The following is a 24,722-nucleotide window of genomic DNA, read 5'->3' on the forward strand; positions in this document are numbered from 1 at the left end:
GACTATAGCTTTTCTGCGATTCGTAGTACTGAGCTACGCGAACGAGTATTCTCATCCACTTCATCTTTAGAAGGCTTGATCGCTTTACCAATTGGTTTTAGATCGGCACTGCCTAAAGCTTTAATTTGATCTTCTGTTAGCGGTAAACCGTGAGGAACCTGTGGCCCTTGGCTCTCTTTACGGATAAAGCGCTTCACCATGCGGTCTTCAAGCGAGTGGAAGCTGATAACAGAAATACGACCTTGAGGAGCAAGAATGCTTGCTGCGCCTTTCAGTGCGGTATCAATCTCTTCAAGTTCGCTGTTGATGTAAATACGGAATGCTTGGAAAGCACGTGTCGCTGGGTGCTTTTTCTCTTTGAAGCTCTTTGGAGCGACATCAGAGATAAGCTTAGCCAGTTGACCAGTACGCGTTAGCGGTTCGTTCTCTTCATTCTCTTGATAAGCGATGATGCCTTTCGCGATACGACGAGCGTGTTTGTCTTCACCGAACTCACGAATAACCCATGTAATGTCATCAAGATCCGCTTCAACTAACCACTGAGAGACAGGAACACCTGTTGTTGGGTCCATGCGCATATCCAGCGGACCATCTTTCATAAAGCTAAAGCCACGTTCAGCATCATCCAACTGTGGTGAAGAAACACCCAAATCCAGCAATACGCCATCCACTTGACCGACTAAGTCATAACGCTCTGCATATTCAGCCATACCCGAAAATGGACCATGGATAATCGTAAAACGAGGATCATCAATCTTCTGAGCTTCAGCAATCGCTTGTGGATCGCGGTCGATACTAAAGAGTCGTCCATTCTCGCCCAGTTTAGACAGGATTGTACGGCTGTGACCACCACGGCCAAAAGTACCATCAATGTAGGTACCGTCAGGTTTGATCGCAAGTCCGTCAATAGATTCGTTAAGCAATACTGAAATATGTTTGAATGCTTCTGTCATAGTCTTCTCAGTGAGTGGATTGAGCCATTAGTTCGGCAATAATTTGTTCTATTAACGTTTTAGTGTACTGATTTCACGCCGTATCTCCACCATATTGTGTATAGGCTTTGGGAAATTTTGACCCAAGCTCATATCAGGGTGAAGGATTCTAAGGAAATCTAAATCATTTACGTCAATATAAAGCAAAAAACCCATCACTACCGTTAAGTAATGATGGGTTCTTTATATAGGTGGAGTTGACACATACGCCGGGTTCTGTTCCGCTTGCGCGGCGGTAACCATTCGTCTAGGCCTGCAATCGCTCACAGGCTCAAGCAATCTACCCGCCCCCATACGCGAGCAGCGCAATGCGAGGGCCTATTTGATCTTGCTCCGGGTGGAGTTTACCTTGCTACGAACTGTTGCCAGTCGCACGGTGCGCTCTTACCGCACCCTTTCAGCCTTACCTGTGCCTCTTCCGAAGAAATGAGGCCATCGGCGGTCTTCTCTCTGCTGCACTTGTCGTGGGCTCGCGCCCCCCAGACGTTATCTGGCACCCTGCTCTATGGAGCCCGGACGTTCCTCCCCTCTACCAGTCTCCCGAAGGACTTCAACGTCAGTTTCCCGAAGGACCTCAACGTCAGTCTCCCGAAGGACATCAGCAAAGCAGCGATTACCCGTTCAACTCCGAGGGCGGATTGTATAGAGATTAGTGCGCAGTGTCTAGCGAGATCACAAATATGCTGCAAACCTCTAAGCAACTGCGTGAATTTCACACAATTCAGACAAAAAAAGAGGAATAACGGTAATACCATCATTCCTCAGAAGCTTTTTCAATAAAGGTTATCTACTCTATAAATAGGTATCTAGCCTATAAAGAGTTCTCTAGTTGTCTAGATGCTCTAAGCCCCATTTGTATAAAGCGTTCTTTTTCAGATTGTAAATTTCTGCTGTCATCGCCGCCGCTTTTTTAAGGGGTAGCTCTTTGGTTAGAATGCTTAGTGTGCGAGTTGCTTCGTCTGGCAGATCGGTGCTCGCTTCTTCACGGTGACCATGGATCAGTAACACCATCTCACCACGTTTGCGGTTCGAGTCTTCTTCTATCCATTCAATCAACTCACCTAATGGTAATCCTTGAATGGTTTCGAATGTCTTGGTTAGCTCACGAGCCAACACGACCTCACGGTCGGGTCCTAAGATCTCTAACATGTCCTGCAGAGAATCCGTAATACGGTGCGGTGATTCGTAGAAAATACATGTGCGCTCTGCTTTTGCAATCTCTAAGAACTTGTCTTTACGACCCTTACTCTTTGGTGGTAAGAAGCCTTCAAAGCTGAAACGATCTGACGGTAAACCTGACGCACTGAGTGCGGTAATCACAGCACAAGCACCAGGAAGTGGCACAACTCTCACACCCGCTTGACGACATTGTGAGACAAGATGGTAACCTGGATCACTGATTAAAGGAGTACCCGCATCAGAGACTAATGCGATAGACTGACCTTCTAATAACCTTTCGACTAGAACTTGCGCTTTAGTTTGTTCATTATGATCATGTAAAGCGAACGTTCTGGTGGATATATTGAAGTGAGCAAGCAGCTTACCCGTGTGGCGTGTGTCTTCGGCTGCAATAACATCGACACTTGATAAAATTTCAATTGCTCTTTGAGTGATATCTCCCAAATTTCCGATTGGGGTTGGCACAATGTAGAGAGTTGGGCTCTCTGTGAGCAAGGTTTTGTTATCTGTCATTTGTTTACCATCACTTCAACGATTAATATAGATACAAATTTATACGGAATTTAAAGAACTCATGGCAACGATGAACCATAAGAGACTCAGTGTACCACGCTTACTAACTCCAATTGCATTAGCAATTACATTGGCGGCTTGTTCTTCAGGTCCTCAAGCACCAACGCGTGTTGATATTACACTAGATCCAGCGCAATCAACTGAAAGTTACATGATGCAGGCGGATAGTAGCAAAGGAAGTCTACAAAACGACTGGTTAATCATGGCACTTAAGGCTTCTGTGCAAGCTGGAAAAACCGATCAAGCAACTCTGCTTATCAAGCGCTTAGCCAAACAAGAGCTGAGTGAAGTTCAACAAGCAGAATGGCAATTAGCTCGCGCTCAACTGCTGGTGAATAACTCGCAACCACAGCAAGCGTACAGCCAGCTGAACTTTCAGCCTTGGTGGAAGCTTCCGAACGAGCAGTGGAAAGATTATCACGAGCTACGCGCTAACATTTCTGAAATGCAAAGCGAGTATTTCGAAGCAAGCCGTGAGTTAGTCCTTTATTCAGAATACGTAGACGCTGATGACGAAAGCCAACAGATAACTGCCGACCGTATTTGGCAGAACCTGAATAGCTACTCTCAATATGAGATTCTAGAACTTAAGACTTCTCCGACAGAAGACGTTCTAGCAGGTTGGTTACAGCTGGCTATTTATATGAAGACGCTGAACTCTAACCTTCCAGACCTACAGAAAACTCTGTCTGATTGGCTGGCTGAGAACTCTCGTCACCCTGCAGCAACATACACACCTCAGGCGATCACTGACATATTGGCGCTAGAGATCAGCAAACCAACCAGCACTGCGCTATTACTGCCGCTCACGGGTAAGTACGGCAAGCAAGCACAGCTTGTGCGTGATGGTTTCATCTTTGCGATGATGAATGACAAAGAGCGCGAAGAAAACGCAACGCTAACGGTTATGGACACCAACGTACAAAGTGCTGCTGAAATTAAAGCGACACTGGAAGAGAATAAGGTAGATTTCATCGTTGGCCCGCTGATTAAGAGCAATATTACCAAGCTTCAGCAAGCGCAGAAAAACCACGAAAATTCGATTCCAGCTTTAGCTCTAAATATTCCGACGCAGCTAGAACCTGATACCAATATTTGCTATCTCGCTCTATCGCCAGAGCAAGAAGTCGCTCAGGCAGCGAAACACCTTTTTGCTCAAGGCTACAAGTACCCGCTTATTCTTGCGCCAAAAGGGCGTTTAGGTGACCGCGTTAAGCAAGCGTTTGAGAAAGAGTGGAAAAAATACAGCAACAACGAAGTCGCGATTACCTTATTCTCTGACAAGCGCCAACTTCAGCGCAATGTGAATCAGGTATTCGGCTTACAAGAGAGCCAACAACGTATCGCTCAAATGGACGGGCTACTTAACCTAGACCTAGAAACTGAACCGCGCAGCCGTCGTGATATCGACTCTGTTTACATTGTGGCGAAGAACTCAGAGCTTACGTTGATTAAGCCTTTCATTGAAGTCGCGATTAACCCAGATGCTGACCAACCAGCCTTGTTCTCAAACTCACGCAGCAACAGCGGTGACAAGCAGTACGAAGATCTAACGGGTGTGTTCTACAGTGACATCCCACTATTGGTTGAGAGCAAGAACGAGCTTAACAAAGAGCTAAACGACCTATGGCCTGCACATTCAAACGGCCAAAAACGTCTGCAAGCACTGGGGATGGATGCCTACTACCTAATGGATGCATTGCCACAGATGAAAGCCATACAGGGTTACAGCATTCCAGGTGAAACCGGCGTGTTAACCATCGACAACAACTGTGTTGTTCAACGTGAAATCAGCTGGGCAGAGCATGGGGCTTTTTAGCCGAAAGTTCCTGTCCAAACCAACAATCACCCACAAACAAGTGGGTGATAAATACGAGACCGTGGCTAAAAATTATTTAGTTGGCCACGGGTTATCGTTAATTCAAGAAAACTTCATAGCTAAATGTGGCGAGATTGATCTTATAATGCGCCATAACAATACGGTTGTGTTTGCTGAGGTAAAATACCGCAAGCAAACCCGCTACGGACATGCCGCCGAAATGGTGACAGCAAAGAAGTCACAGAAGCTGCTCAAAACAGCCAATGTTTGGCTTATGCAGCAAGGCTTGTCGGTGCACTCTACAGATTTCAGGTTTGATATCGTTGCCATAGAAGGGCCGAATGACAATATCGACTGGATTCAAAACGCGATTACCCAAGGATAAACATGCTAGACAGCATTAAAGAAAGTTTTACAGAAAGTATTCAGATCCAAATTGCGGCTGCAGAAGCACTGCCAGACGCAATCACGCATGCCGCTCAAGCAATGGTTGCGACCTTGCTTAACGGAAACAAAATTCTTTGTTGTGGTAATGGTGGTTCGGCGTCGAATGCTCAGCAATTTGTATCGTGCCTACTTAATCGCTTTGAAACCGAGCGCCCTAGCCTCCCAGCAATGGCTCTCACAGCAGACAACACCACGCTAACGGCAGTAGCCAACGACTATCACTACGAAGAGATCTTCTCTAAGCAGGTACGTGCGTTTGGTCAAACTGGCGATATTTTACTGGCTATCTCTACTAGCGGTAACAGCAAAAACATCATCAAAGCGATGGAAGCAGCGGTAACACGTGACATGACGATCATCGCCTTTACGGGTAAAGATGGTGGTGAAATGGCAGGCTTACTGGGCGAACACGATGTAGAAATTCGTATCCCTTCACACCGTACAGCACGCATTCATGAAGTACACATGGTGACACTGCATTGCTTATGTGACCTAATCGATCAAGTACTCTTCCCTGCTCACGAAGAGTGATATACGGAGCATCACAATGAAATCATTAACCTCTATGAGGCTGTTTAAGCTGATTAGTGTTTCGCTACTTACACTGTCCCTGTCTGGTTGTGCTGGCATTTTCATTGCTGGTGCTGCAACCACAGCGAACTTAGTCACTGACACACGAACCACCAAACAAATCTGGAACGATAACAATATCGAATTTGAAGTCGCAGCCATCACCAACAAGCAGCCATATCGTGGCAACGTTCGTATCACAGCGAGCTCTTACCGAGGTTCGGTTGTATTGATGGGGCAAGCGACCACTGACTCAGAGCGTCGCGCGTTTGAAAACCAAGCCAAAGAAGTGGCAGGCGTAGAAAGCATCCATAATCAGGTGCGAGTAAAAGAGCCATTGACCATCAGTGCTATTAGTAACGACAGCTGGATTACTACCAAGGTGAAATCAGCCCTTCTAGCAAACGCTGATCTCAACGGCATCAAGGTTAAAGTCATCACTGAAGATTCAGAGGTGTTTTTACTTGGGTTAGTATCTCGAGAGCATGCTGATATCGCGACAGAAGTTGCGCGTAATGTTTCAGGCGTAAAGCAGGTGATTCGAGCGTTTGAATATGGCGAAGAAGAGACGGCCGTTAACTAGCCTTAAGCAAGCCAATTAAATGCTATTTAGCAGAAAAGAAAAAGCAGCGACGAGTCGCTGCTTTTTTATTTGAGTCGTTATTTAGCTAACGTTATTTGATAACACGAAGGCTTGGGCGACCTTTTGCTGGACGAGGAGGCTCAGGATCTGAGTCAGGCTCTTCAGCATCTAAGTCTGCCGTTGCTACGCTCAAAGATGGGCCTTTCTCTTGTTCTTCAAAAGGACTTTCTTCAATCCCTTCTTCAAAAGATTCCATGTAAGCCTCTTCAGGTTCAAACATGGTACCAGCACCATTCTCACGAGCATAAATCGCTTGTACTGCGTAAAGCGGCACGATCACAGAGTGTGGGCGACCACTAAAGCGAGCACTAAACGTCACAGCTTCGTTACCCAGTTCAAGTTGTCCAACCGCACGAGGCGCGATGTTCAGAATGATCTGACCATCTTGAACAAACTCTTCTGGAACTCTTACACCCGGCAATGTTGCTTCAACAACAAGGTGTGGAGTTAATTCGTTATCAACCAGCCATTCATAAAATGCACGAAGCATATATGGTCGGCGTGGAGTCATATTTGAAATATCCATAAACGCTTAGCGAACGAGTCGCATCTCACGCTCAGCTTCAGTTAGAGAAGCTAGGAATGAATCACGTTCGAATACGCGGTTCATGTAAATCTTAAGCTCTTTAGAACCAGGGCCAATTAATTCGATACCAAGCTCAGGTAAACGCCATAGTAGCGGAGCTAGGTAACAATCAATTAGGCTAAATTCTTCGCTCATGAAGTATTCATACTCAGCGAAGATAGGAGCAAGAGTCAGTAGGTCGTTGCGCAGTTTAACGCGAGCAGCTTCAGATTCTTCAGCATTGCCTTTAACGATCTTCTCTGCAACTGAATACCAGTTACGCTCAATGCGGTACATCATTAGACGACTATTACCACGAGCAACCGGGTATACAGGCATCAACGGTGGATGAGGGAAACGCTCATCTAAGTACTCCATAATGATCTTTGAGTCATATAAAGCAAGCTCACGATCAATAAGAGTAGGTACTGATTTGTACGGGTTCAGTTCAACAAGCTCTGCTGGTAGATTTTTTTCATCAACCAACTCAACTTCAACACTTACGCCTTTTTCAGCAAGAACAATGCGCACCTGATGGCTATACATATCAGAAGCACTTGAGAAAAGAGTCATTACAGAACGTTTATTGGCAGCTACAGCCATGGAGCCCTCCAGTACACTTTAAATAAAAACAATGGAGGCCTAAAGCCTCCATTGAACATTAACATAATTTGGGAATTAGCACGGTATTATAGCACAATTAGTGCACATCACGCCAATACTCTTTCTTCAGCAAAATCACGATGATAGTGAAGATTACTAAGAAGGCCATTACCCACCAACCCATTGCATGACGCTCAAGTTGAACTGGGTCGCCCGAGTAAACCAAAAAGTTAACAAGGTCACGAACGGCTTCGTCGTATTCACCAGCACTTAATTCGCCAGAACCGTCAGTTTCAGTGCCAACAACAGTTGTCACTTCCTCGCCATCTACCATATGAGTATCGTAGATTGGTGTTGGAATACCTTGCAGCTCTTCAAGAACGTGCGGCATACCAACACTTGGGAAAACAATGTTGTTCACGCCAAACGGACGAGATGGGTCTTCATAGAAGGTACGAAGGTACGTGTATAGCCAATCTGCGCCACGAACACGAGCAACCAAAGTTAGATCTGGCGGCGGAGCACCAAACCAACTTGCCGCTTGATCAGAGGGCATAGCATTAACCATCAAGCTACCGATTTTCGCTTCAGGGTCGAAAATCAGGTTTTCCTTCATTAGATCTACAGGGATCTCTAAATCATTCGCAACACGTTCATAACGCTGGTACTGCGTTGAGTGACAAGCAAAACAGTAGTTCATGAACATCTTAGCGCCATTTTGCAATGAGGCTTTATCTGTTAAATCATTGTTTGCTTTGTCTAATGGTACGCCTGCACCCGCTGCCATCGCCAGTGACGGCAACATAGCAAATAAAATTACAATCCACTTTTTCATTTGAATGTCACCCTTTCTGGTAATGGTTTCGTCGCTTCATTTTTACTGTAGAACCACAGTAGAACGAAGAACATGAAATAACCTAAGCTAAAGATCTGAGCCAGTAGCGTATACGTTGGCGTTGCTGGAAGCGCACCAAGTACACCAAGCGCAATAAAGCTTATTGTGAATTGGATGATGTTAATCAAATGCAGTTTGCTACGGTAACGGTAAGAACGCACTTTACAACGGTCGAACCATGGCAGTAGGAATAGCACAACAATAGATGCACCCATTGCAACTACACCTATCAGCTTATCAGGAACAGCACGAAGTACAGCGTAGAACGGCGTGAAGTACCAAACTGGAGCAATATGCTCAGGTGTTTTCAGTGGGTTAGCAGCTTCGAAGTTAGGCGGCTCAAGGAAGTATCCACCCATCTCTGGGTTAAAGAACAACACGTAACAGAACAAGAATAGGAAACCAGCAACACCGACCATATCTTTCACCGTCCCGTATGGGTGGAAAGGAACAGAGTCAATGATGTCGTATTTCTTAGTGTAATCCTTGTGGAATGGGAACTGAGTTTTGTAGTCGTCGCCCATTGTGCCTTTAGGAAGCTTAGTCTCGATACCGTCTGGGTTGTTCGAACCCACTTCGTGCAGTGCTAGTACGTGAAGTACGATAAGCAGCAGAAGTACGATTGGTAGAGCGATAACGTGCAGTGCGAAGAAACGGTTCAGCGTTGCACCAGAGATGATGTAATCACCACGGATCCAAAGCGTTAGGTCATCACCAATAACAGGAATCGCACCAAACAGAGAAATGATTACCTGAGCACCCCAGTAAGACATTTGCCCCCATGGTAGTAAGTAACCCATGAAAGCCTCAGCCATAAGCACTAAGAAGATCAGCATACCGAAGAGCCAAAGTAGCTCACGAGGCTTTTGGTAAGAACCGTAGATTAGACCACGGAACATATGCAGGTAGATAACCACGAAGAATGCCGAAGCACCTGTCGAGTGCATGTAACGCAGTAACCAGCCGTATTCCACATCACGCATGATGTATTCAACAGATGCAAACGCGCCATCACCAGACGGAACGTAGTTCATTGTTAGCCAAATACCTGTAAGGATTTGGTTAACCAGTACCAACATTGCCAAAGAACCGAAAAGGTACCAAAAGTTAAAGTTCTTAGGCATTGGGTATTCAGATAAATGCTTTTTATAAGCATTCATTGCGGGTAGACGTTTTTCTACCCAATCAAGCAATCCTTGCATTATGCGTCTCCCTCGTCCACACCGATCATGATCTTAGTGTCACTCAAATACATATGCTTTGGCACTACAAGGTTCAATGGAGCTGGTACGCCTTGGAATACTCGACCTGCCATATCAAACTTTGAACCATGACAAGGACAGAAGAAACCAGACTTAACGCCCTGAACTTGTTCTGCAAAAGAATCTGGCAGGTAAGTTGGAGAACAACCTAAGTGCGTACAGAAACCAACAGCAATGAAGAACTCCGGCTTAATAGAACGAAACTCGTTCTGTGCGTAGTCTGGTTGTTGTTCAGTTTCAGATTGAGGGTCACGAAGTTGACCACCGATCGCTTTTAGGTTCTCTAGTACCGACTCAGCACGGCGTACAACCCATACAGGTTTACCTTGCCACTCGACACGAACCATTTGTCCCGGTTCTAACTTACTGACTTCCACTTCCACCGGCGCGCCCGCAGCTTTCGCTTTGGCACTCGGGTTCCATGATTTAATAAAAGGCACGGCTACAGCAGCTGCTCCCAAACCACCAACAACGGCTGTTGTTGCGGTTAAGAAACGCCTGCGACCGTTATTTAAAGGCGCGTTGCTCATCCAAACATTCTCCCATTTGCTCCTTATGGATTGAAATAATTCCGATTAAAGAGCATGGCTAACAAAATATGTATTTAGTTCTATTTATTGACGGCAAATGATAAATAAAACCCTACTTTTTGACAAGATAAAGCTACCTTTTTGTAACAATCATGAGGCAAAGCGCACATTGGGTTACAAAAGCTTTCAAAATATAAGAATTTAGGAATAAAACGAGGAGGGGGAAGCGTTTAGCGGGGGCCAGAAAGACAAAAAGCCCGGCATATAGCCGAGCTTTGAACCACAATTCCAGTAATAAAACTGGTCGCGTGTATTTTTCGGTAAGGAAAAATTAACGCTTAGAGAATTGAGGTTTACGACGTGCTTTACGTAGACCAACTTTCTTACGTTCAACGCAACGAGCGTCACGCGTAACATAGCCAGCTGCACGTAGAGCAGGACGTAGAGTTTCATCGTATTCCATAAGAGCACGAGTGATACCGTGGCGGATTGCGCCAGCTTGACCTGAAATACCACCACCAGAAACAGTGATGTAAAGGTCAAGTTTCTCAGTTAGTTCAACTAGCTCAAGAGGTTGCTTAACAACCATACGAGAAGTTGGACGACCGAAGTAAACATCAAGGCTACGCTTGTTGATTACGATCTCACCAGAGCCTGGTTTGATGAAAACACGAGCTGCTGAGCTTTTGCGACGACCAGTGCCGTAGTATTGATTCTCTGCCATTGTCTTAATCCCCAATTAGATGTCTAGTACTTGTGGTTGTTGAGCAACATGGTTGTGCTCAGTACCAGCGTATACTTTAAGCTTACGGTACATCGCGCGGCCTAGAGGACCACGTGGAAGCATACCTTTAACTGCTAGTTCAAGAACCATTTCTGGTTTCTTAGCAATTAGCTTTTCAAAAGTGATAGTCTTAAGACCACCTGGGAACTCAGAGTGACGGTAGTAAACCTTACCCTTAGCTTTGTTACCAGTCACAGCTACTTTCTCAGCGTTAACAACGATGATGTAATCACCAGTGTCTACGTGAGGAGTGTATTCTGCTTTGTGCTTGCCGCGTAGGCGAGAAGCGATTTCACTTGCTAGACGGCCAAGAGTTTTGCCTTCAGCGTCTACAACATACCAGTCGCGTTTTACAGTTTCTGGTTTAGCAACGAAAGTTTTCATGCTAATAATTACCTATTTAAAAAATTTACACTTAAGGAATACTCGCGTATTCCCACTGTCTAAGAGTTACCATCATCACCCCTTCGAGTGTTGGAAAACTCTTGGCATAACGTGATTTTACTCATCGCTAGAGGCCCGCAGTAACGGTAGGTCGCAGGATTATAGAGAAGAGCGAAGAAAAAATCACCTCTTTTTGAACAAAATCACGATTTTTTTAATTCTCTTTCTTATTCGAGATAATCAAAGCTAACTTAAGTGTTCTTTTGCCAAATATTCATGGCTCTGCATTTCGATCAAACGCGACTGACAACGTTTAAACTCAAATTCTAACTGACCATGGGTATATAGCTTTTCTAGCTCCACTTCCGCTGAAATAATCAATTTCACGTTACGCTCATAGAACTCATCAACTAACGCAATGAAGCGTCTTGCTGCGTCATCTGAAGTCGCACCCATTTGCAACACATCAGCCAGCAGAACCGTGTGATAAACCCTAGACAGCTCAATATAGTCATTCTGGCTGCGAGCCGACTGACAAAGCTGAGCAAACGTACCATGTAGCACACCATCGCTTGCTTCGACTACATCCAGTTGACGGTGATTGACCTCAATCTGTTTGAGTTTCTCTTTATCTTCACCAACTAGCTGCGCGTAATATGTTTCGAGGTTGATGTTCGCTTGGCTATCCAGCGGGTAATGATAGATCTCAGCCTGCTCTAACGTACGAAGACGATAATCGATTCCGCTATCGACATTAAGAATATGGCAATTGCCTTGAATAAGCTTAATAGCGGGTAAGAAGCGAGCTCGCTGCAACCCATTACGATACAAATCCGCAGGTGGAATATTAGAGGTCGCGACTAAGATAACGTTGCGAGCGAATAACTCTTGGAACAAAGTTCCTAAGATCATGGCATCCGTGATGTCTGAAACAAAGAATTCATCAAAACAGATAATATCCGCTTCTTCTTTCAACTTATCTGCGACTAAAGGCAACGGGTCGCTAACATTACCTAGCGCCCTTAGCTCATCATGGACTCGATACATAAAGCGGTGAAAGTGAACACGCATTTTTTTTGTGGTCGGTAAGGCATCGTAGAACGTATCCATTAAGTACGTTTTACCGCGCCCGACGCCACCCCAAAAATAGAGGCCTTTTGGTGGCTCTGGCAGTTCTGGCTTTTTGCCCATTAATTTCTGGAATCGAGTCAGTTGAGGAATAGGCGTATTCATGTAATCTTGGAATTGATGAAAGAGTTCATCTAAAGATTTAACGGCTTGCTCTTGCGCTGGATCTCTTTGAAATCCATGTTCTTTTATATCTTGTTCGTATTTTTTAATGGGATTCATGACGACATTTCCACAATGAAAGCAATATCAGACAGCAAATAAAAATGAGCCCAAACAGTATGAGATATGTCGCTATGCGGTGAATAATGCAGCATCAAACTGCTAACTAGCGCACACGCATTTCTCTTTATACTGCGGCTTTCTCATAGTACCATGGAGCCGTATCACGTGTAACTAAGCAGTAACAAACATGTTAAAAAACAATAATAAGGAGCTGTTATGCCTTGGATGTATGCCGTTGCCGGTTTACTAGTCGGAGTTATTTTAGGGGTCGCTATTTCTCGTCTCATGACACCTGAATACAAAAAACAAAAGAACGTACAGAAAGAATTAGATAGCGCAAAGTTTGCCCTTGAACAGCAGCGACAAGAGCTAGCTGACCACTTTGCGAAATCAGCAGAAATGTTGGACACCTTAGGTAAGGACTACACAAAACTGTACCAACACATGGAAAAAACAAGCTCAGAGCTGATCCCTAATCTGCCAGAGCAAGATAATCCATTTGTGAAAACAGCCGCAGCCCATTCGGATAAACCACAAGACAAGCCTTCAGTTAAAGAGGCGACACTTGAAGAACAACCGAAAGATTACGCTAATGGCGCAACCGGTTTATTTACAGAGCAGAAGAAAGAAATCATGGATGCTCCCGATGTCGTTACAGCAAAAGCATCGTAAACATTTAACACTTCTGTGAACTTTACAAAGGTTTTTGAGTCATAACTTTCACTCAGGTCATTTGAAACCTCTCATATTTTTCATAAATATGAGAGAGGCAAGACCTTAACTAGAGAGGAGTTTATGATGAAAAAACCTTTGCTTGCTTTATCGGTACTGACTTTAAGCTTAAGTTCAATCATCACCCCCATTCAAGCAACGGCCGCACTGCCATTAAGTGTGGGTAATGAACAATTACCAAGCCTTGCACCTATGCTTGAACAAGTGACCCCCGCTGTGGTTAGTATTGCCGTAGAAGGCAAACAGGTACAACGTCAGCAAATCCCTGAACAATTTCAATTCTTTTTTGGTCCAGAACAGACACGAGAACGCCCATTCCGCGGGCTAGGTTCTGGTGTGATCATTGATGCCAAGAAAGGCCATATTGTCACCAATTACCATGTCATCAATGGTGCCGACGATATCAAAGTAAAACTTCATGATGGTCGAGAGTACGATGCCGAGCTGATCGGCGGCGACCAGATGTCGGATATCGCGCTATTAAAACTCGAAACAGCCAAGAACCTTACCCAGATAAAAGTTGCAGACTCCGACAAGTTAAGAGTCGGTGATTTCAGTGTCGCTATCGGCAACCCATTTGGACTCGGTCAAACCGTGACATCCGGGATCGTTTCTGCACTCGGTCGTAGCGGCCTAAATCTAGAGAACTTTGAAAACTTCATTCAAACCGATGCCGCTATCAACAGTGGTAACTCTGGAGGTGCGTTAGTGAATCTCAACGGTGAGCTGATTGGTATCAACACGGCTATCCTTGGCCCTAACGGAGGCAATGTCGGTATCGGCTTTGCAATCCCATCCAATATGATGAAAAACCTGACAGAACAAATTCTCGATTTCGGTGAAGTAAAACGCGGTATGCTGGGTGTTCAAGGCGGAGAGGTCACCTCTGAATTGGCGGAAGCGCTTGGTTATGAGTCCAGCAAAGGTGCCTTTGTCAGCCAAATTGTACCCGACAGTGCTGCGGACAAAGCCGGACTGAAAGCGGGCGATGTCATTGTCTCTATTAATGGTAAGCGTATTGATACTTTTAGCGAGTTAAGAGCCAAAGTCGCAACCCTCGGCGCAGGTAAACAGATCGAACTTGGTGTAGTTCGTGACGGAAAGAATATGACCTTTGATGTGACTCTGGGTGAATCCACCAATAGTAAGACACAAGCTGAAAAGCTCCATGAAGGACTTGCCGGTGCAGAGCTCACCAACACAACCGACAGCGACTCAACGACAGGCGTCAAGGTATCAAGTGTCGCTCAAGGTTCGCCAGCAGAAGCCTATCAACTTCTTAAAGATGACATCATCATCGGGGTAAACCGCCAACCCGTTAAGAACCTTGCTGAATTTAGAAAGATTCTTGAAAAACAACCTGGCGTGTTGGCGCTTAATATCCAAAGAGGCGACAGGACTATCTATCTAGTTATTCGATAGTCATACGTCAGCGCAATTACAGGGAGGCTCAGTAAGTTTGCTTTAAACTTACTCAGTCTCCCTTTTCTTTAGATCAATCAAAATGCTATGCTTCACTCGTAATCAAGTCAGTCATCCATTGACGGATGCTCCATACCTTACTTGTTGAAGAGGGAAACATGCTGTCCTTTCTATTTCGTTCTATTTCCCTTGGACTCGTTTCAGCGGCACTTATTCTTCTCGCCTTTCCGAGCTTAAGGCCAGCTATAGTTTCAGATGTCACTAGTCCTCAAGTCGATAATATTGGCTCTCTTCAGATCTCATTTAACCAAGCGGTGCGACGTGCTGCACCCGCTGTGGTCAATATTTATAGTCGTAAATACGCAGAAAGCGATCGCAATAAGCTACTGACTCAAGGTTTGGGTTCAGGGGTCATTGTTAGCGAAAAAGGCTACATCATTACCAACTTTCACGTTGTTGCTCAAGCCGACCAAATAGTTGTGGCACTTCAAGACGGACGAGTAGCCGCCGCACAGCTTGTCGGTTCAGACAAGCGCACCGATATCGCGATACTCAGAGTCAGCGGTGACAACTTACCAGTGATTCCACTGAACCAAGATTACACTGCAAATGTCGGAGATGTGGTTCTCGCTATAGGTAACCCGTATAACCTAGGTCAAACCACAACCTTTGGTATTATCTCGGCAACCGGTCGCTCTTCAATCAGTGCAGATGGTCATCAAGCCTTTATCCAGACCGATGCGGCAATCAATGAAGGTAACTCCGGTGGTGCACTTGTCAATTCACAAGGTGAGTTAGTCGGTATCAATACCGCGTCTTTCCAACAAGCTACCGACATGGAAACCTACGGGATTTCATTTGCTATCCCCTACCCACTAGCGAATAAAATCATGCAAAAAATCATCGCTGATGGTCGTGTGATTCGTGGTTATATTGGCATAGACGGACAAGACATCAACTCGGTGACGTCACGCTTACTCGGCAATAAGAATATCGGCGGTATTGTGGTACTAGGGATAGACCCGAACGGCCCTGCGGCTGATGCAGGCTTTGAAGCACAAGATATTATTGTCAGCATCAATAATACCCAGATTAGCGGACGACAGAGCGTAATGGACATTGTTACTGACCTGCGCCCAGGTACTGTCATTGATGTTGGTGTATTACGCAAAGGTGAAAACAAGACCCTCAAGGTGACTATCGCTGAAGATACACGCCTGTAGCCTATATACGTATGTTGATTGCTAGCATGAAGTTAACGACCCCACACTGTTAAACCTCCAGACACAAAAAACCCAGCTCTTAAGCTGGGTTTTCTTTTATCAATCAAGCGAATTATAAACTCAATGAAAACTAACTATATAACTAAGCGTCATAGCTAAGTGTCATAGCTAAGTGTCATAGCTAAGTGTCATAGCTAAGCGTCGCTAGGTTCATCGATATCAATGCGCGTCACTCGTTGTAGTCCTCTAGGTAGTAAACCACCACGACGACCACGTTCACCACGGAAATTTTCAAGATCCGCAGGTTTCAAGCCAAGTTTGCGTTTACCCGCATAAATTGTCAGCGTCGCATTCTCTGGGATAGCCATTAGATGCGAGACAAACTCTTCACGCTCTTTTGCTTTCGCAGAAGGAATGTTGATGATCTTGTTACCCTTACCTTTGCTCAACTGAGGTAGGTCTTTAATCGGGAACAACAACATACGACCTTGGTTAGTAATCGCCAGAATCTGGTTAGAGTCCAAGTCAGCAATCGGGCTTGGCAACATCACTTCAGAAGCTTGTGGCAAGTTAACCAGCGCTTTACCGCTCTTGTTCTTAGACAGCAGATCGCTACCTTTACAAACAAAACCATAACCCGCATCAGAACCGACTAACCATAGCTGTTCATTCTCTCCCATCACCACTTGGCGAATAGAAGTACCAGGGCTGACGTTCAAGCGGCCTGTAATTGGCTCACCTTGGCTTCGTGCCGATGGCAGTGAGTGAGATTCAAGGGAGTAGCTTCGGCCATCACTGCCGAGGAACACCGCTTGTTGGTTACTCTTACCCTTAGTGCTTGCTAAGAATTTATCACCTGATTTGTAGTTCAAGCCTTCAGCGTCAACTTCATGCCCTTTAGCATGACGAATCCAACCTTTCTCAGACAACACAACCGTAATTGGTTCGCTTGGTACTAAGTCACGTTCTGTTAGCGCTTTCGCTTCAGCACGCTCAATCAACGGTGAGCGACGATCATCGCCGTATTTATCTGCATCTGCTTGGATTTCTTTTTTGATCAGGGTATTCAAGCGACGCTCTGAACCGAGTAGCTTTTCAAGCTTTTCACGTTCAGCTTCAAGCTCTTCTTGCTCAGCTCGAATTTTAAATTCTTCTAACTTAGCTAAGTTACGAAGTTTAATATCGAGTATCGCATTGGCTTGAATTTCAGAAATGTTGAAACGGTTCATCAAAACAGGACACGGCTCGTCTTCTGTTCGAATGATCTCAATCACCTCATCGATGTTGAGGTAAGCAGCAAGTAAGCCTTCTAAGATGTGCAAACGAGCCAGTACTTTATCTAAACGGTACTGTAAACGACGACGAACGGTCGTACGACGGAACTCAATCCACTCTTTCAGAATTTGAACTAAGCCTTTAACTTGAGGACGGTTATCTAAACCAATCATGTTCAAGTTAACGCGGAAGTTTTTCTCTAAATCCGTCGACGCGAATAAGTGACTCATCAGTTGGTCACAGTCGATACGGTTTGAACGAGGAACCACGACGATACGCGTTGGATTCTCGTGATCTGATTCATCACGCAGATCGTCAACCATAGGCAGCTTCTTAGCTCGCATCTGGTTAGCGATTTGCTCAAGTAACTTCGCACCTGACACTTGATGAGGTAAAGACGTGATAACGATATCAGAGCCTTCCTTGTGCCATACCGCGCGCATCTTGATGCTGCCACGGCCTGTACGGTAGATCTTTTCGATGTCCGACTTCGGCGAAATAATTTCAGCTTCTGTCGGGTAATCTGGACCTTGAATGAAACCCATCACATCTGGAAGTTCAGCTTTAGGCGTATCAATCAAATGAATCGCCGCGTTCGCCACTTCACGTACATTGTGAGGCGGGATGTCGGTCGCCATACCAACCGCAATACCTGTGATGCCGTTAAGCAAGATATGAGGAAGGCGTGCAGGCAACATCTGAGGCTCTTTCATTGTGCCATCAAAGTTGGGTTGCCAATCAACGGTTCCCTGACCTAATTCACCAAGTAGGACTTCCGCAAACTTCGACAGTTTTGCTTCGGTATAACGCATCGCAGCGAACGATTTCGGGTCATCCGGTGCACCCCAGTTACCTTGACCATCCACCAATGGGTAGCGGTAAGAGAAGGGTTGCGCCATCAGTACCATCGCTTCGTAACAAGCAGAATCACCGTGTGGGTGATATTTACCTAACACGTCACCAACGGTACGAGCTGATTTTTTATATTTCGATGCAGCGGATAGGCCTAGCTCAGACATCGCATAGATAATACGACGCTGTACTGGCTTCAAGCCATCACCGATATACGGCAATGCACGATCCATGATCACGTACATTGAGTAATTTAAGTAGGCATCTTCGGTGAACTTGCGCATTGGCAACTGTTCAACGCCATCATATGTAATTTCGTTAGACATCCATTATACCTCGGCCATATCACCGTTAGTCTGTAGCCATGTACGGCGATCATCTGCACGTTTTTTACCAAGCAGCATGTCCATCATCTCGTTGGTCGCTTCGTTGTCATCAATCGTTAATTGAACAAGACGACGAGTGTTCGGATCCATGGTGGTTTCACGTAACTGAAGTGGGTTCATTTCACCCAGACCTTTAAATCGTTGCACGTTGATTTTGGCTTTCTTCTGCGATAGTCGCTCAAGCACACCATCTTTCTCTGAGTCATCGAGTGCGTAGAACACTTCTTTACCGCAATCGATACGATACAGAGGAGGCATTGCCACATAAATATGACCCGCTTCAACCAAAGCATGGAAATGGCGAGTAAATAGCGCACATAGCAGTGTCGCGATATGAAGACCATCCGAGTCCGCATCAGCAAGAATACAGATCTTACCGTAACGCAGGCCTGACAAGTCATCGTTATCTGGGTCGATACCCAGAGCAACTGAAATATCATGTACTTCTTGTGAAGCCAATACTTGGTCTGCTGACACTTCCCACGTATTTAGGATCTTACCGCGAAGTGGCATAACCGCTTGGAACTCACGATCACGTGCTTGTTTAGCAGAACCACCCGCCGAGTCCCCTTCCACGAAGAAGATTTCGGTACGGCTTAAATCTTGAACCGAACAGTCGGTTAGCTTACCCGGCAGTGCTGGACCAGAAGCAATCTTTTTACGTACAACCTTTTTGCTTGCGCGCATACGACGATGTGCGTTAGCAATACAAGCTTCTGCAAGTAATTCTGCTAGTTGAGGCTTTTCATTCAGCCACAAGCTGAAAGCATCCTTTACTACACCAGACACAAACGCAGCAGTTTGACGAGAAGATAAGCGCTCTTTGGTTTGACCCGCAAATTGTGGATCTTGCATCTTCACAGATAGAACGTAAGAACAACGGTCAAAGATGTCATCACCAGTCAACTTAACACCACGAGGGAGAAGATTACGGAATTCACAGAACTCACGCATTGCATCAAGCAGACCTTGTCGAAGACCGTTTACGTGTGTACCACCTTGCTTAGTTGGTACTAAGTTCACGTAACTTTCGGTGATCATATCACCGCCTTCTGGCTGCCAAATGATCGCCCAGTTCGCCATTTCCGTTTCAGCAACGAATTCGCCAACATAAGGTTCTTCAGGCAGTAAGGTGTAACCTTTCACACCTTCGGCAAGGTAGTCTTTTAGACCATCTTCATAGAACCATTTATGTTCTTCACCGCCAACCTTGTCGATAAAGGTGATTTCTAAACCTGGGCAAAGTACGGCTTTAGCTCGCAGGTTATTAATAAGGCGTAAAACAGAGAACTTAGAGCTATCGAAGTATTTTGGATCTGGCCAGAAATGCACGGTAGTACCGGTATTACGGTGACCACAAGTGCCCGTAACAGTAAGGTCGGTTACGGCATGACCACCCTCAAGGGCGATTTCATGTACCTGACCGTCACGACGAACCGTTACTTCAACACGTTTTGACAGCGCGTTTACCACCGAGATACCTACCCCGTGCAAACCACCTGAAAACTTATAGTTGTTGTTTGAGAATTTACCGCCGGAATGGAGCTTAGTTAAAATCAGCTCAACACCCGAGATGCCTTTTTCAGGGTGGATATCAACCGGCATACCACGGCCGTCATCGGTAACTTCTAACGATTGGTCAGCATGAAGCACAACTTTTATTTTTTTAGCGTGTCCCGCGAGTGCTTCATCGACCGAGTTATCAATGACTTCTTGGGCAAGGTGGTTTGGTCTTTCTGTCTCAGTATACATTCCCGGGCGGTGTCGCACGGGATCGAGACCTTCAAGTACCTCGAGGTCTTTTGCATTATATTGTTCAGTCATAATACGGAGTTTACTCAAAAAGTTTGCGTCTGTTCGCTGGCTCTAGTTTCACTAAAGCAGAATCATTACTATGAACCTTCATAGTAGAGCGAACGAGCGAAGTATTGGGGAATATAGTCTGGAAGCTGAGTAATGATGTCAAGCTAGTTCAAAAACTAAGACATCAAACTATGATATTTCACCATTGATAGATGAAATAACAGGCAAACAAGAGAAAATCACTCTGTTGATGAAACAGATTAGAGGTTTAGAAAAGTGACGATTTGTTGTGGGTAACGTTCAAAATCAACAAAGCTATGATCCCCGCCCTCTTCTACTGTCTGTGTCGCACCTTGGTACTTCTCTACCGCTTGTCGGTAATCCAGAACTTCGTCTTCCGTTTGCTGAAGTAACCAGAAGTCACTCGGCTTAGCGATAGCCGGAACCTCTAACGCCTTCAGTTCATCGATATGCTTTGTTTCCAGTACATATCGTTCATCTGTGTATGGGTTTACTTGCTCACCTAAATAATAAGCCAGAAGCTCATACGGCTTCACGGCTGGGTTTACAACCACCGCCTTGAAACCATAATGACTATTTAACCATGTTGAAAGATAGCCACCCAACGAACTACCGACTAACGCGATCTGATATTGATCTTTATATTGCTCCACCAGCTGCTGTAAATGCAGAGCTGCTTGCAGAGGGAAGCTCGGTAGTTGAGGCGTTACGACTTTAATATCAGCGCGATGCTCCGCACAGTAATCAGACATTACGTTCGCTTTATGAGAACGTGACGAACTGTTAAAACCGTGAATATAGAGAAGCAGCGATGGTTTAACGGTTTGCTGATTAAGGTCCGGCATATTAGTAACCACCTGCATCAAAGTCTGGCGAAAACTGCCCACTAGGCAAACGGCGAACCTGCGTAGTTACCGTTCCATCTTGGTGCAATTCAATCTCTCGCCAGCCTGGAGATAAAGTATCAACCGCAAAGTCGTTCGAGTTTGGTTTGAATTGAACACAAGTCGATGGGGTTGCCATGACTTGTACACCATGATGATTGCGATTCATATCTTGATGAACGTGACCACAAAGTATCGCTTTCACATTGGTGTGCTGTTGAACCACATCCCAAAACTGCTCAGCATCTTTCAGGTTATGTTGATCAAGCCACGCACTACCGACCAGTAAAGGGTGGTGGTGCAGCAAAACCAAGGTGTTACGATCAGGGAATTCAGTCAGCTTTTGTTCTAGTAGATCAAGTTGTTGATCACTAAGGCGCCCGTGAGGTACACCCACCACTTGCGAGTCCAGCATAACCATCTGCCAGTCATCGCCAAGCAAGACATGCTCAACACACTGTATTTGTGGTGATGGTAAAACACTGCCCATATTAGGCTTGAAGTCATGATTCCCGGGTAGCCAGTAACATGGCTTTTCCAAAGGCTCTATCCCTGACTCAAATTTCTGGTACGACTCAGCACTGTGATCTTGAGAGATATCACCAGTTGCTAGAATCGCTTGATAGTCAAAGCCCTGACTAACGATGCCATCGACTACAGCACGAAAGCTATCTTGAGTGTTGATGCTTAATAAGCTGCCATTGCTCGGCGCAAATAAATGCGTGTCCGTTAGCTGCACAAGCTTAATAGTGCTCTCATCAAATTTTGAAGTGTGTGATAATTCCAAAATAACAAATCCAGATACGTTACTGTTTAGACTTTAAAAGTGTTGTTTAAGTAGGTTCAATTAAAAGGCAATTGGGGTTCGGCTGATACCCGTTTTTAAACAAAACGTTAACCATTCCCCAAGAAATTTATTCAATTGAAATTTCTCGTCCTTTTGCAAAAGCTTAGTGTTGGGGTAGTCATATTTCGCTTTAACTCGCGAAAAATCCCCGCTAGCGCACACTTCTGCAACTCGAGCGTCGTGATATAGCCTGACAGACATTTTTGGCAAAGGAAACACTGGCATCGCGTCACTCTGACATATATCTATTAAAGTGGTGTATTTTGTGACCTCATTCACTGTCAATTGATACACCATATTAACGGCTTGGTAACAGCGAACGTCACCAACCTCATGCCCAACCGGTAACAGAGCGTTAAGTTTGGCATAGTTAGTCTCGTAAACTCGCATCAATTCAGCAAGATCAACATGATACGGTTTTTTGACTGCTATATTTGGCATGACGTTAATCTATCCACTCTGACTGTAATTCTTGGTAGTTCAATTGTAGCCACTGTAGCGCAATGATCGTGGCACCATTTTCAAACACACCGTCTTTTACCAACTGATAAGCCGCTTCACGACTCATCACTTGCACACGAATGTCTTCACCTTCGTAGTCCAATCCGTGTACCCCTTTGGCTGTCGTTGCATCAACACAGCCAACAAAGACATCGAGCTTTTCTGAGCAACCGCCAGATGAAGGGTAATACGAAGTAATCGGCAATACAGATCCGACTTCGACTCCAGCTTCTTCCATTGCTTCACGACGAGCGACATCTTGCGGTGATTCATCGGTATCAATGATCCCAGCAACAATTTCGTATTGCCATGGGTTCTCATGCTCTAGAGCACCGACACGAATCTGCTCGACGATCACTACTTCGTCACGCACAGGATCGTAAGGTAGCAAAGCGGCAGCATGTCCACGCTCAAACATCTCTCGTTCTATTGGTTGGCTCCAGCCGCCCTCAAACAGTCTATGTTTAAATGTGTACTTAACCATTTTGAAAAAACCACGAAACAGCGTCTCTTTTGAGACTATTTCCACATCTTGCGGAGTAAACTCATGTCGTTGATTGTCATACTGTTGCATTTGGTACCTCACTAAGTGATCTTTATAGTTTACTCATTGTCCGAGTTAACTACCAAGGATAAGGTTCAACTTTTTATATAAAATTTATAATTAAAGTTAAGTTTTAAAAAATAAATATTGCACAAGTGGACAGTTAACTGTAAAAAAGTGCAAAGTTTCGAGTAAATTACCACCAAACTGGGTTAAACTCTTTTGAAGAAAATTCCATTAAAGGCAGGAATAGGAAAATGAAAAAACTGCTTCCACTATTTATCAGTGCAGCAATCGGCAGCCTGAGTTCGTCAGCTTTTGCTGATACGCTAGCTGAAGTTTACGACCAAGCAAAACAGAACGATCCACAACTTCTTCGTTCCGCAGCGCAGCGCGATGCCGCTTTTGAAGCAGTAACGTCAAGCCGTAGTGATTTGCTACCACAAATTGATTTAAGAGCTAACTACGATATCAACCGTGGTGATTTAAGCGATAAAAACAATGACAATAACCAATGGGGAGCTGGGATTTACTTTTCTCAAGAGCTCTACCAACGCTCTTCATGGATCACGCTAGACACGGCAGAGAAAACTGCTCGTCAATCTGATTCCGCGTACGCGGCAGAGCAACAAGCCTTGATCCTACGTGTAGCAACGGCATACTTTGAAGTACTTCGAGCTCAAGATAACCTAGAATTTGTTCGTGCAGAGAAAGCCGCAGTTGCTCGTCAACTAGAACAAACAAAGCAACGTTTTGAAGTCGGTCTTTCAGCAATCACCGATGTACATGATGCGCAAGCTCAGTACGATGGCGTATTGGCTGACGAAGTGTTAGCAGAGAACACTCTGATTAATAACTACGAAGGTCTACGTGAGATTACAGGTCAGGAACACTCTAACCTAAGCATCCTAGACACTGATCGTTTCTCAGCAAGCAAATCTTCTGAATCTGCTGCTGCACTGGTTGAGCAAGCAGAGCAAAAGAACCTGAGCCTTTTAGCATCTCGTATTTCTCAAGATGTAGCAAAAGACAACATCACACTAGCAAGTTCTGGTCACCTACCAAGCTTAACGTTAGATGGTAGCTACTCTCTTGCAGATCAATCAAACAGCTCAAATGATTACGACCAAGACAACCTAAACCTAGGTTTGAACTTAGTTGTGCCTCTATATACAGGTGGTAACACGACTTCTTTGACTAAACAGGCAGAATACAACTACGTTGCTGCAAGTGAAGATCTAGAAGCAACTTACCGTAGCGTTGTAAAAGACGTACGTGCATTCAACAACAACATCACAGCTTCGATCGGCGCTCTACGTGCTTACGAACAGTCTGTTGTTTCTGCTCAGTCAGCTCTAGAAGCAACAGAAGCAGGTTTTGATGTAGGTACTCGTACTATCGTTGACGTACTAGACTCAACTCGTCGTCTATACGATGCGAACAAAAACCTTTCAGATGCTCGTTACAACTACATCCTAAGTGTACTTCAGCTTCGTCAAGCCGTCGGTACGCTAAGCGAACAAGACATTGTTGATGTAAACGCAGGTCTAAAAGTAGCAAGTAAGTAATTAAGAATTACTCAGTTACCGTTACAAAAATGCCACTCATTGAGCGGCATTTTTATTATCTATTG

Annotated in this window: 24 protein-coding genes and 1 other RNA gene; 8 read left to right on the forward strand and 17 right to left on the reverse strand. The window is 45.0% G+C overall.

The annotated features are described in order from the left end of the window. Positions 1 to 2: 2 nt before the first annotated feature. The 3 genes from rsmH to rsmI form a co-directional block, all read right to left on the reverse strand. The gene (gene rsmH, locus NX845_RS16645; protein WP_004735996.1) at positions 3 to 953 is read right to left on the reverse strand and encodes a 16S rRNA (cytosine(1402)-N(4))-methyltransferase RsmH; all 951 of its coding nucleotides are present in this window, start codon (positions 951 to 953) and stop codon (positions 3 to 5) included. A 228-nt stretch (positions 954 to 1,181) separates the two neighbouring features. After that, positions 1,182 to 1,621, reverse strand: an RNA gene (gene rnpB, locus NX845_RS16650) — RNase P RNA component class A. A gap of 196 nt (positions 1,622 to 1,817) precedes the next feature. Further along, complete coding sequence (gene rsmI / locus NX845_RS16655) at positions 1,818 to 2,684, reverse strand: 16S rRNA (cytidine(1402)-2'-O)-methyltransferase (RefSeq protein WP_061024510.1); 867 nt, start codon at positions 2,682 to 2,684, stop codon at positions 1,818 to 1,820. A 61-nt stretch (positions 2,685 to 2,745) separates the two neighbouring features. Here rsmI and NX845_RS16660 point away from each other — a divergent pair, with 61 nt between their 5' ends. The 4 genes from NX845_RS16660 to NX845_RS16675 are packed head-to-tail and all read left to right on the forward strand — an operon-like array spanning position 2,746 to position 6,163. Next, the gene (locus tag NX845_RS16660; RefSeq protein ID WP_260257011.1) at positions 2,746 to 4,563 is read left to right on the forward strand and encodes a penicillin-binding protein activator; all 1,818 of its coding nucleotides are present in this window, start codon (positions 2,746 to 2,748) and stop codon (positions 4,561 to 4,563) included. After that, positions 4,550 to 4,948, forward strand: coding sequence for a YraN family protein (locus NX845_RS16665; protein WP_017084761.1), 399 nt, complete (start codon positions 4,550 to 4,552; stop codon positions 4,946 to 4,948). Before NX845_RS16660 ends, NX845_RS16665 begins: the two co-directional genes overlap by 14 nt. Positions 4,949 to 4,950: 2 nt before the next feature. Next, positions 4,951 to 5,541, forward strand: coding sequence for a phosphoheptose isomerase (locus NX845_RS16670; RefSeq protein ID WP_004729817.1), 591 nt, complete (start codon positions 4,951 to 4,953; stop codon positions 5,539 to 5,541). 16 nt (positions 5,542 to 5,557) lie between these two features. Beyond that, on the forward strand, positions 5,558 to 6,163 hold the full coding sequence (locus tag NX845_RS16675) for a BON domain-containing protein (RefSeq protein WP_004729818.1): 606 nt from the start codon (positions 5,558 to 5,560) through the stop codon (positions 6,161 to 6,163). A gap of 91 nt (positions 6,164 to 6,254) precedes the next feature. Here the strand turns inward: NX845_RS16675 and sspB are convergent, their stop codons facing one another. The 8 genes from sspB to zapE all read right to left on the reverse strand — a co-directional run bounded on the left by sspB (position 6,255) and on the right by zapE (position 12,596). Beyond that, positions 6,255 to 6,749, reverse strand: coding sequence for a ClpXP protease specificity-enhancing factor (gene sspB, locus NX845_RS16680; protein ID WP_017077675.1), 495 nt, complete (start codon positions 6,747 to 6,749; stop codon positions 6,255 to 6,257). A gap of 6 nt (positions 6,750 to 6,755) precedes the next feature. Next, complete coding sequence (sspA, locus tag NX845_RS16685; RefSeq protein WP_010434700.1) at positions 6,756 to 7,391, reverse strand: stringent starvation protein SspA; 636 nt, start codon at positions 7,389 to 7,391, stop codon at positions 6,756 to 6,758. 97 nt (positions 7,392 to 7,488) lie between these two features. Next, positions 7,489 to 8,226 (reverse strand): cytochrome c1, encoded by a 738-nt coding sequence (locus NX845_RS16690; protein ID WP_004729828.1) that lies wholly within the window; start codon positions 8,224 to 8,226, stop codon positions 7,489 to 7,491. Continuing rightward, positions 8,223 to 9,488, reverse strand: coding sequence for a cytochrome bc complex cytochrome b subunit (locus tag NX845_RS16695; RefSeq protein ID WP_004729830.1), 1,266 nt, complete (start codon positions 9,486 to 9,488; stop codon positions 8,223 to 8,225). Before NX845_RS16695 ends, NX845_RS16690 begins: the two co-directional genes overlap by 4 nt. Next, complete coding sequence (gene petA / locus NX845_RS16700; protein ID WP_017072804.1) at positions 9,488 to 10,078, reverse strand: ubiquinol-cytochrome c reductase iron-sulfur subunit; 591 nt, start codon at positions 10,076 to 10,078, stop codon at positions 9,488 to 9,490. The genes NX845_RS16695 and petA overlap by 1 nt, the downstream gene beginning before the upstream one ends. 331 nt (positions 10,079 to 10,409) lie before the next feature. Further along, positions 10,410 to 10,802 carry a 30S ribosomal protein S9 gene (gene rpsI / locus NX845_RS16705; protein ID WP_004740758.1) on the reverse strand — a complete coding sequence of 131 codons (393 nt, stop codon included), beginning with the start codon at positions 10,800 to 10,802 and terminating at the stop codon, positions 10,410 to 10,412. Between the two features lie 15 nt (positions 10,803 to 10,817). Then, positions 10,818 to 11,246 (reverse strand): 50S ribosomal protein L13, encoded by a 429-nt coding sequence (gene rplM / locus NX845_RS16710; RefSeq protein ID WP_010434689.1) that lies wholly within the window; start codon positions 11,244 to 11,246, stop codon positions 10,818 to 10,820. Positions 11,247 to 11,492: 246 nt separating this feature from the next. After that, a complete protein-coding gene (gene zapE / locus NX845_RS16715) occupies positions 11,493 to 12,596 on the reverse strand; it encodes a cell division protein ZapE (RefSeq protein ID WP_017077674.1) in 1,104 nt (367 codons plus the stop codon). A gap of 219 nt (positions 12,597 to 12,815) precedes the next feature. Here zapE and zapG point away from each other — a divergent pair, with 219 nt between their 5' ends. The 3 genes from zapG (at position 12,816) to degS (ending at position 15,976) form a co-directional block, all read left to right on the forward strand. Further along, positions 12,816 to 13,271 (forward strand): Z-ring associated protein ZapG, encoded by a 456-nt coding sequence (gene zapG, locus NX845_RS16720; protein ID WP_004736002.1) that lies wholly within the window; start codon positions 12,816 to 12,818, stop codon positions 13,269 to 13,271. 126 nt (positions 13,272 to 13,397) lie between these two features. Continuing rightward, positions 13,398 to 14,753: a Do family serine endopeptidase gene (locus NX845_RS16725; protein WP_004736003.1), complete on the forward strand. Its 1,356-nt coding sequence runs from the start codon at positions 13,398 to 13,400 to the stop codon at positions 14,751 to 14,753. A gap of 158 nt (positions 14,754 to 14,911) precedes the next feature. Beyond that, complete coding sequence (gene degS, locus NX845_RS16730) at positions 14,912 to 15,976, forward strand: outer membrane-stress sensor serine endopeptidase DegS (RefSeq protein WP_004736004.1); 1,065 nt, start codon at positions 14,912 to 14,914, stop codon at positions 15,974 to 15,976. Between the two features lie 194 nt (positions 15,977 to 16,170). On the opposite strand, the gene parC is transcribed toward degS, so the two are convergent. From parC to nudF, 6 genes are all read right to left on the reverse strand, one after another. After that, positions 16,171 to 18,429: a DNA topoisomerase IV subunit A gene (gene parC, locus NX845_RS16735; RefSeq protein WP_004736005.1), complete on the reverse strand. Its 2,259-nt coding sequence runs from the start codon at positions 18,427 to 18,429 to the stop codon at positions 16,171 to 16,173. A gap of 3 nt (positions 18,430 to 18,432) precedes the next feature. After that, complete coding sequence (parE, locus tag NX845_RS16740) at positions 18,433 to 20,313, reverse strand: DNA topoisomerase IV subunit B (protein WP_108161698.1); 1,881 nt, start codon at positions 20,311 to 20,313, stop codon at positions 18,433 to 18,435. 239 nt (positions 20,314 to 20,552) lie between these two features. Next, the gene (yqiA, locus tag NX845_RS16745) at positions 20,553 to 21,158 is read right to left on the reverse strand and encodes an esterase YqiA (protein ID WP_102575664.1); all 606 of its coding nucleotides are present in this window, start codon (positions 21,156 to 21,158) and stop codon (positions 20,553 to 20,555) included. Between the two features lies 1 nt (position 21,159). Then, entirely contained in the window at positions 21,160 to 21,984 is an 825-nt protein-coding gene (gene cpdA, locus NX845_RS16750; RefSeq protein WP_017096021.1) for a 3',5'-cyclic-AMP phosphodiesterase, read from the reverse strand. A gap of 60 nt (positions 21,985 to 22,044) precedes the next feature. Continuing rightward, positions 22,045 to 22,485, reverse strand: coding sequence for a DUF1249 family protein (locus NX845_RS16755; RefSeq protein ID WP_008222561.1), 441 nt, complete (start codon positions 22,483 to 22,485; stop codon positions 22,045 to 22,047). Positions 22,486 to 22,489: 4 nt separating this feature from the next. Next, complete coding sequence (gene nudF, locus NX845_RS16760; protein ID WP_017061425.1) at positions 22,490 to 23,119, reverse strand: ADP-ribose diphosphatase; 630 nt, start codon at positions 23,117 to 23,119, stop codon at positions 22,490 to 22,492. 227 nt (positions 23,120 to 23,346) lie between these two features. Here nudF and tolC point away from each other — a divergent pair, with 227 nt between their 5' ends. Continuing rightward, entirely contained in the window at positions 23,347 to 24,657 is a 1,311-nt protein-coding gene (gene tolC / locus NX845_RS16765; protein WP_017067235.1) for an outer membrane channel protein TolC, read from the forward strand. Positions 24,658 to 24,722 lie beyond the last annotated feature (65 nt).

The sequence above is a fragment of the Vibrio sp. NC2 genome, from assembly GCF_025195005.1.
In the GTDB taxonomy this organism is placed as follows: domain Bacteria; phylum Pseudomonadota; class Gammaproteobacteria; order Enterobacterales; family Vibrionaceae; genus Vibrio; species Vibrio splendidus.

Bases quoted from the DNA above. Each gene is read 5' to 3' on its own strand.
- rsmH (WP_004735996.1), bottom strand. From the start codon at position 953: ATGACAGAAGCATTCAAACATATTTCAGTATTGCTTAACGAATCTATT.
- rsmI (WP_061024510.1), bottom strand. From the start codon at position 2,684: ATGACAGATAACAAAACCTTGCTCACAGAGAGCCCAACTCTCTACATT.
- NX845_RS16660 (WP_260257011.1), top strand. From the start codon at position 2,746: ATGGCAACGATGAACCATAAGAGACTCAGTGTACCACGCTTACTAACT.
- NX845_RS16665 (WP_017084761.1), top strand. From the start codon at position 4,550: ATGGGGCTTTTTAGCCGAAAGTTCCTGTCCAAACCAACAATCACCCAC.
- NX845_RS16670 (WP_004729817.1), top strand. From the start codon at position 4,951: ATGCTAGACAGCATTAAAGAAAGTTTTACAGAAAGTATTCAGATCCAA.
- NX845_RS16675 (WP_004729818.1), top strand. From the start codon at position 5,558: ATGAAATCATTAACCTCTATGAGGCTGTTTAAGCTGATTAGTGTTTCG.
- sspB (WP_017077675.1), bottom strand. From the start codon at position 6,749: ATGGATATTTCAAATATGACTCCACGCCGACCATATATGCTTCGTGCA.
- sspA (WP_010434700.1), bottom strand. From the start codon at position 7,391: ATGGCTGTAGCTGCCAATAAACGTTCTGTAATGACTCTTTTCTCAAGT.
- NX845_RS16690 (WP_004729828.1), bottom strand. From the start codon at position 8,226: ATGAAAAAGTGGATTGTAATTTTATTTGCTATGTTGCCGTCACTGGCG.
- NX845_RS16695 (WP_004729830.1), bottom strand. From the start codon at position 9,488: ATGCAAGGATTGCTTGATTGGGTAGAAAAACGTCTACCCGCAATGAAT.
- petA (WP_017072804.1), bottom strand. From the start codon at position 10,078: ATGAGCAACGCGCCTTTAAATAACGGTCGCAGGCGTTTCTTAACCGCA.
- rpsI (WP_004740758.1), bottom strand. From the start codon at position 10,802: ATGGCAGAGAATCAATACTACGGCACTGGTCGTCGCAAAAGCTCAGCA.
- rplM (WP_010434689.1), bottom strand. From the start codon at position 11,246: ATGAAAACTTTCGTTGCTAAACCAGAAACTGTAAAACGCGACTGGTAT.
- zapE (WP_017077674.1), bottom strand. From the start codon at position 12,596: ATGAATCCCATTAAAAAATACGAACAAGATATAAAAGAACATGGATTT.
- zapG (WP_004736002.1), top strand. From the start codon at position 12,816: ATGCCTTGGATGTATGCCGTTGCCGGTTTACTAGTCGGAGTTATTTTA.
- NX845_RS16725 (WP_004736003.1), top strand. From the start codon at position 13,398: ATGAAAAAACCTTTGCTTGCTTTATCGGTACTGACTTTAAGCTTAAGT.
- degS (WP_004736004.1), top strand. From the start codon at position 14,912: ATGCTGTCCTTTCTATTTCGTTCTATTTCCCTTGGACTCGTTTCAGCG.
- parC (WP_004736005.1), bottom strand. From the start codon at position 18,429: ATGTCTAACGAAATTACATATGATGGCGTTGAACAGTTGCCAATGCGC.
- parE (WP_108161698.1), bottom strand. From the start codon at position 20,313: ATGACTGAACAATATAATGCAAAAGACCTCGAGGTACTTGAAGGTCTC.
- yqiA (WP_102575664.1), bottom strand. From the start codon at position 21,158: ATGCCGGACCTTAATCAGCAAACCGTTAAACCATCGCTGCTTCTCTAT.
- NX845_RS16755 (WP_008222561.1), bottom strand. From the start codon at position 22,485: ATGCCAAATATAGCAGTCAAAAAACCGTATCATGTTGATCTTGCTGAA.
- nudF (WP_017061425.1), bottom strand. From the start codon at position 23,119: ATGCAACAGTATGACAATCAACGACATGAGTTTACTCCGCAAGATGTG.
- tolC (WP_017067235.1), top strand. From the start codon at position 23,347: ATGAAAAAACTGCTTCCACTATTTATCAGTGCAGCAATCGGCAGCCTG.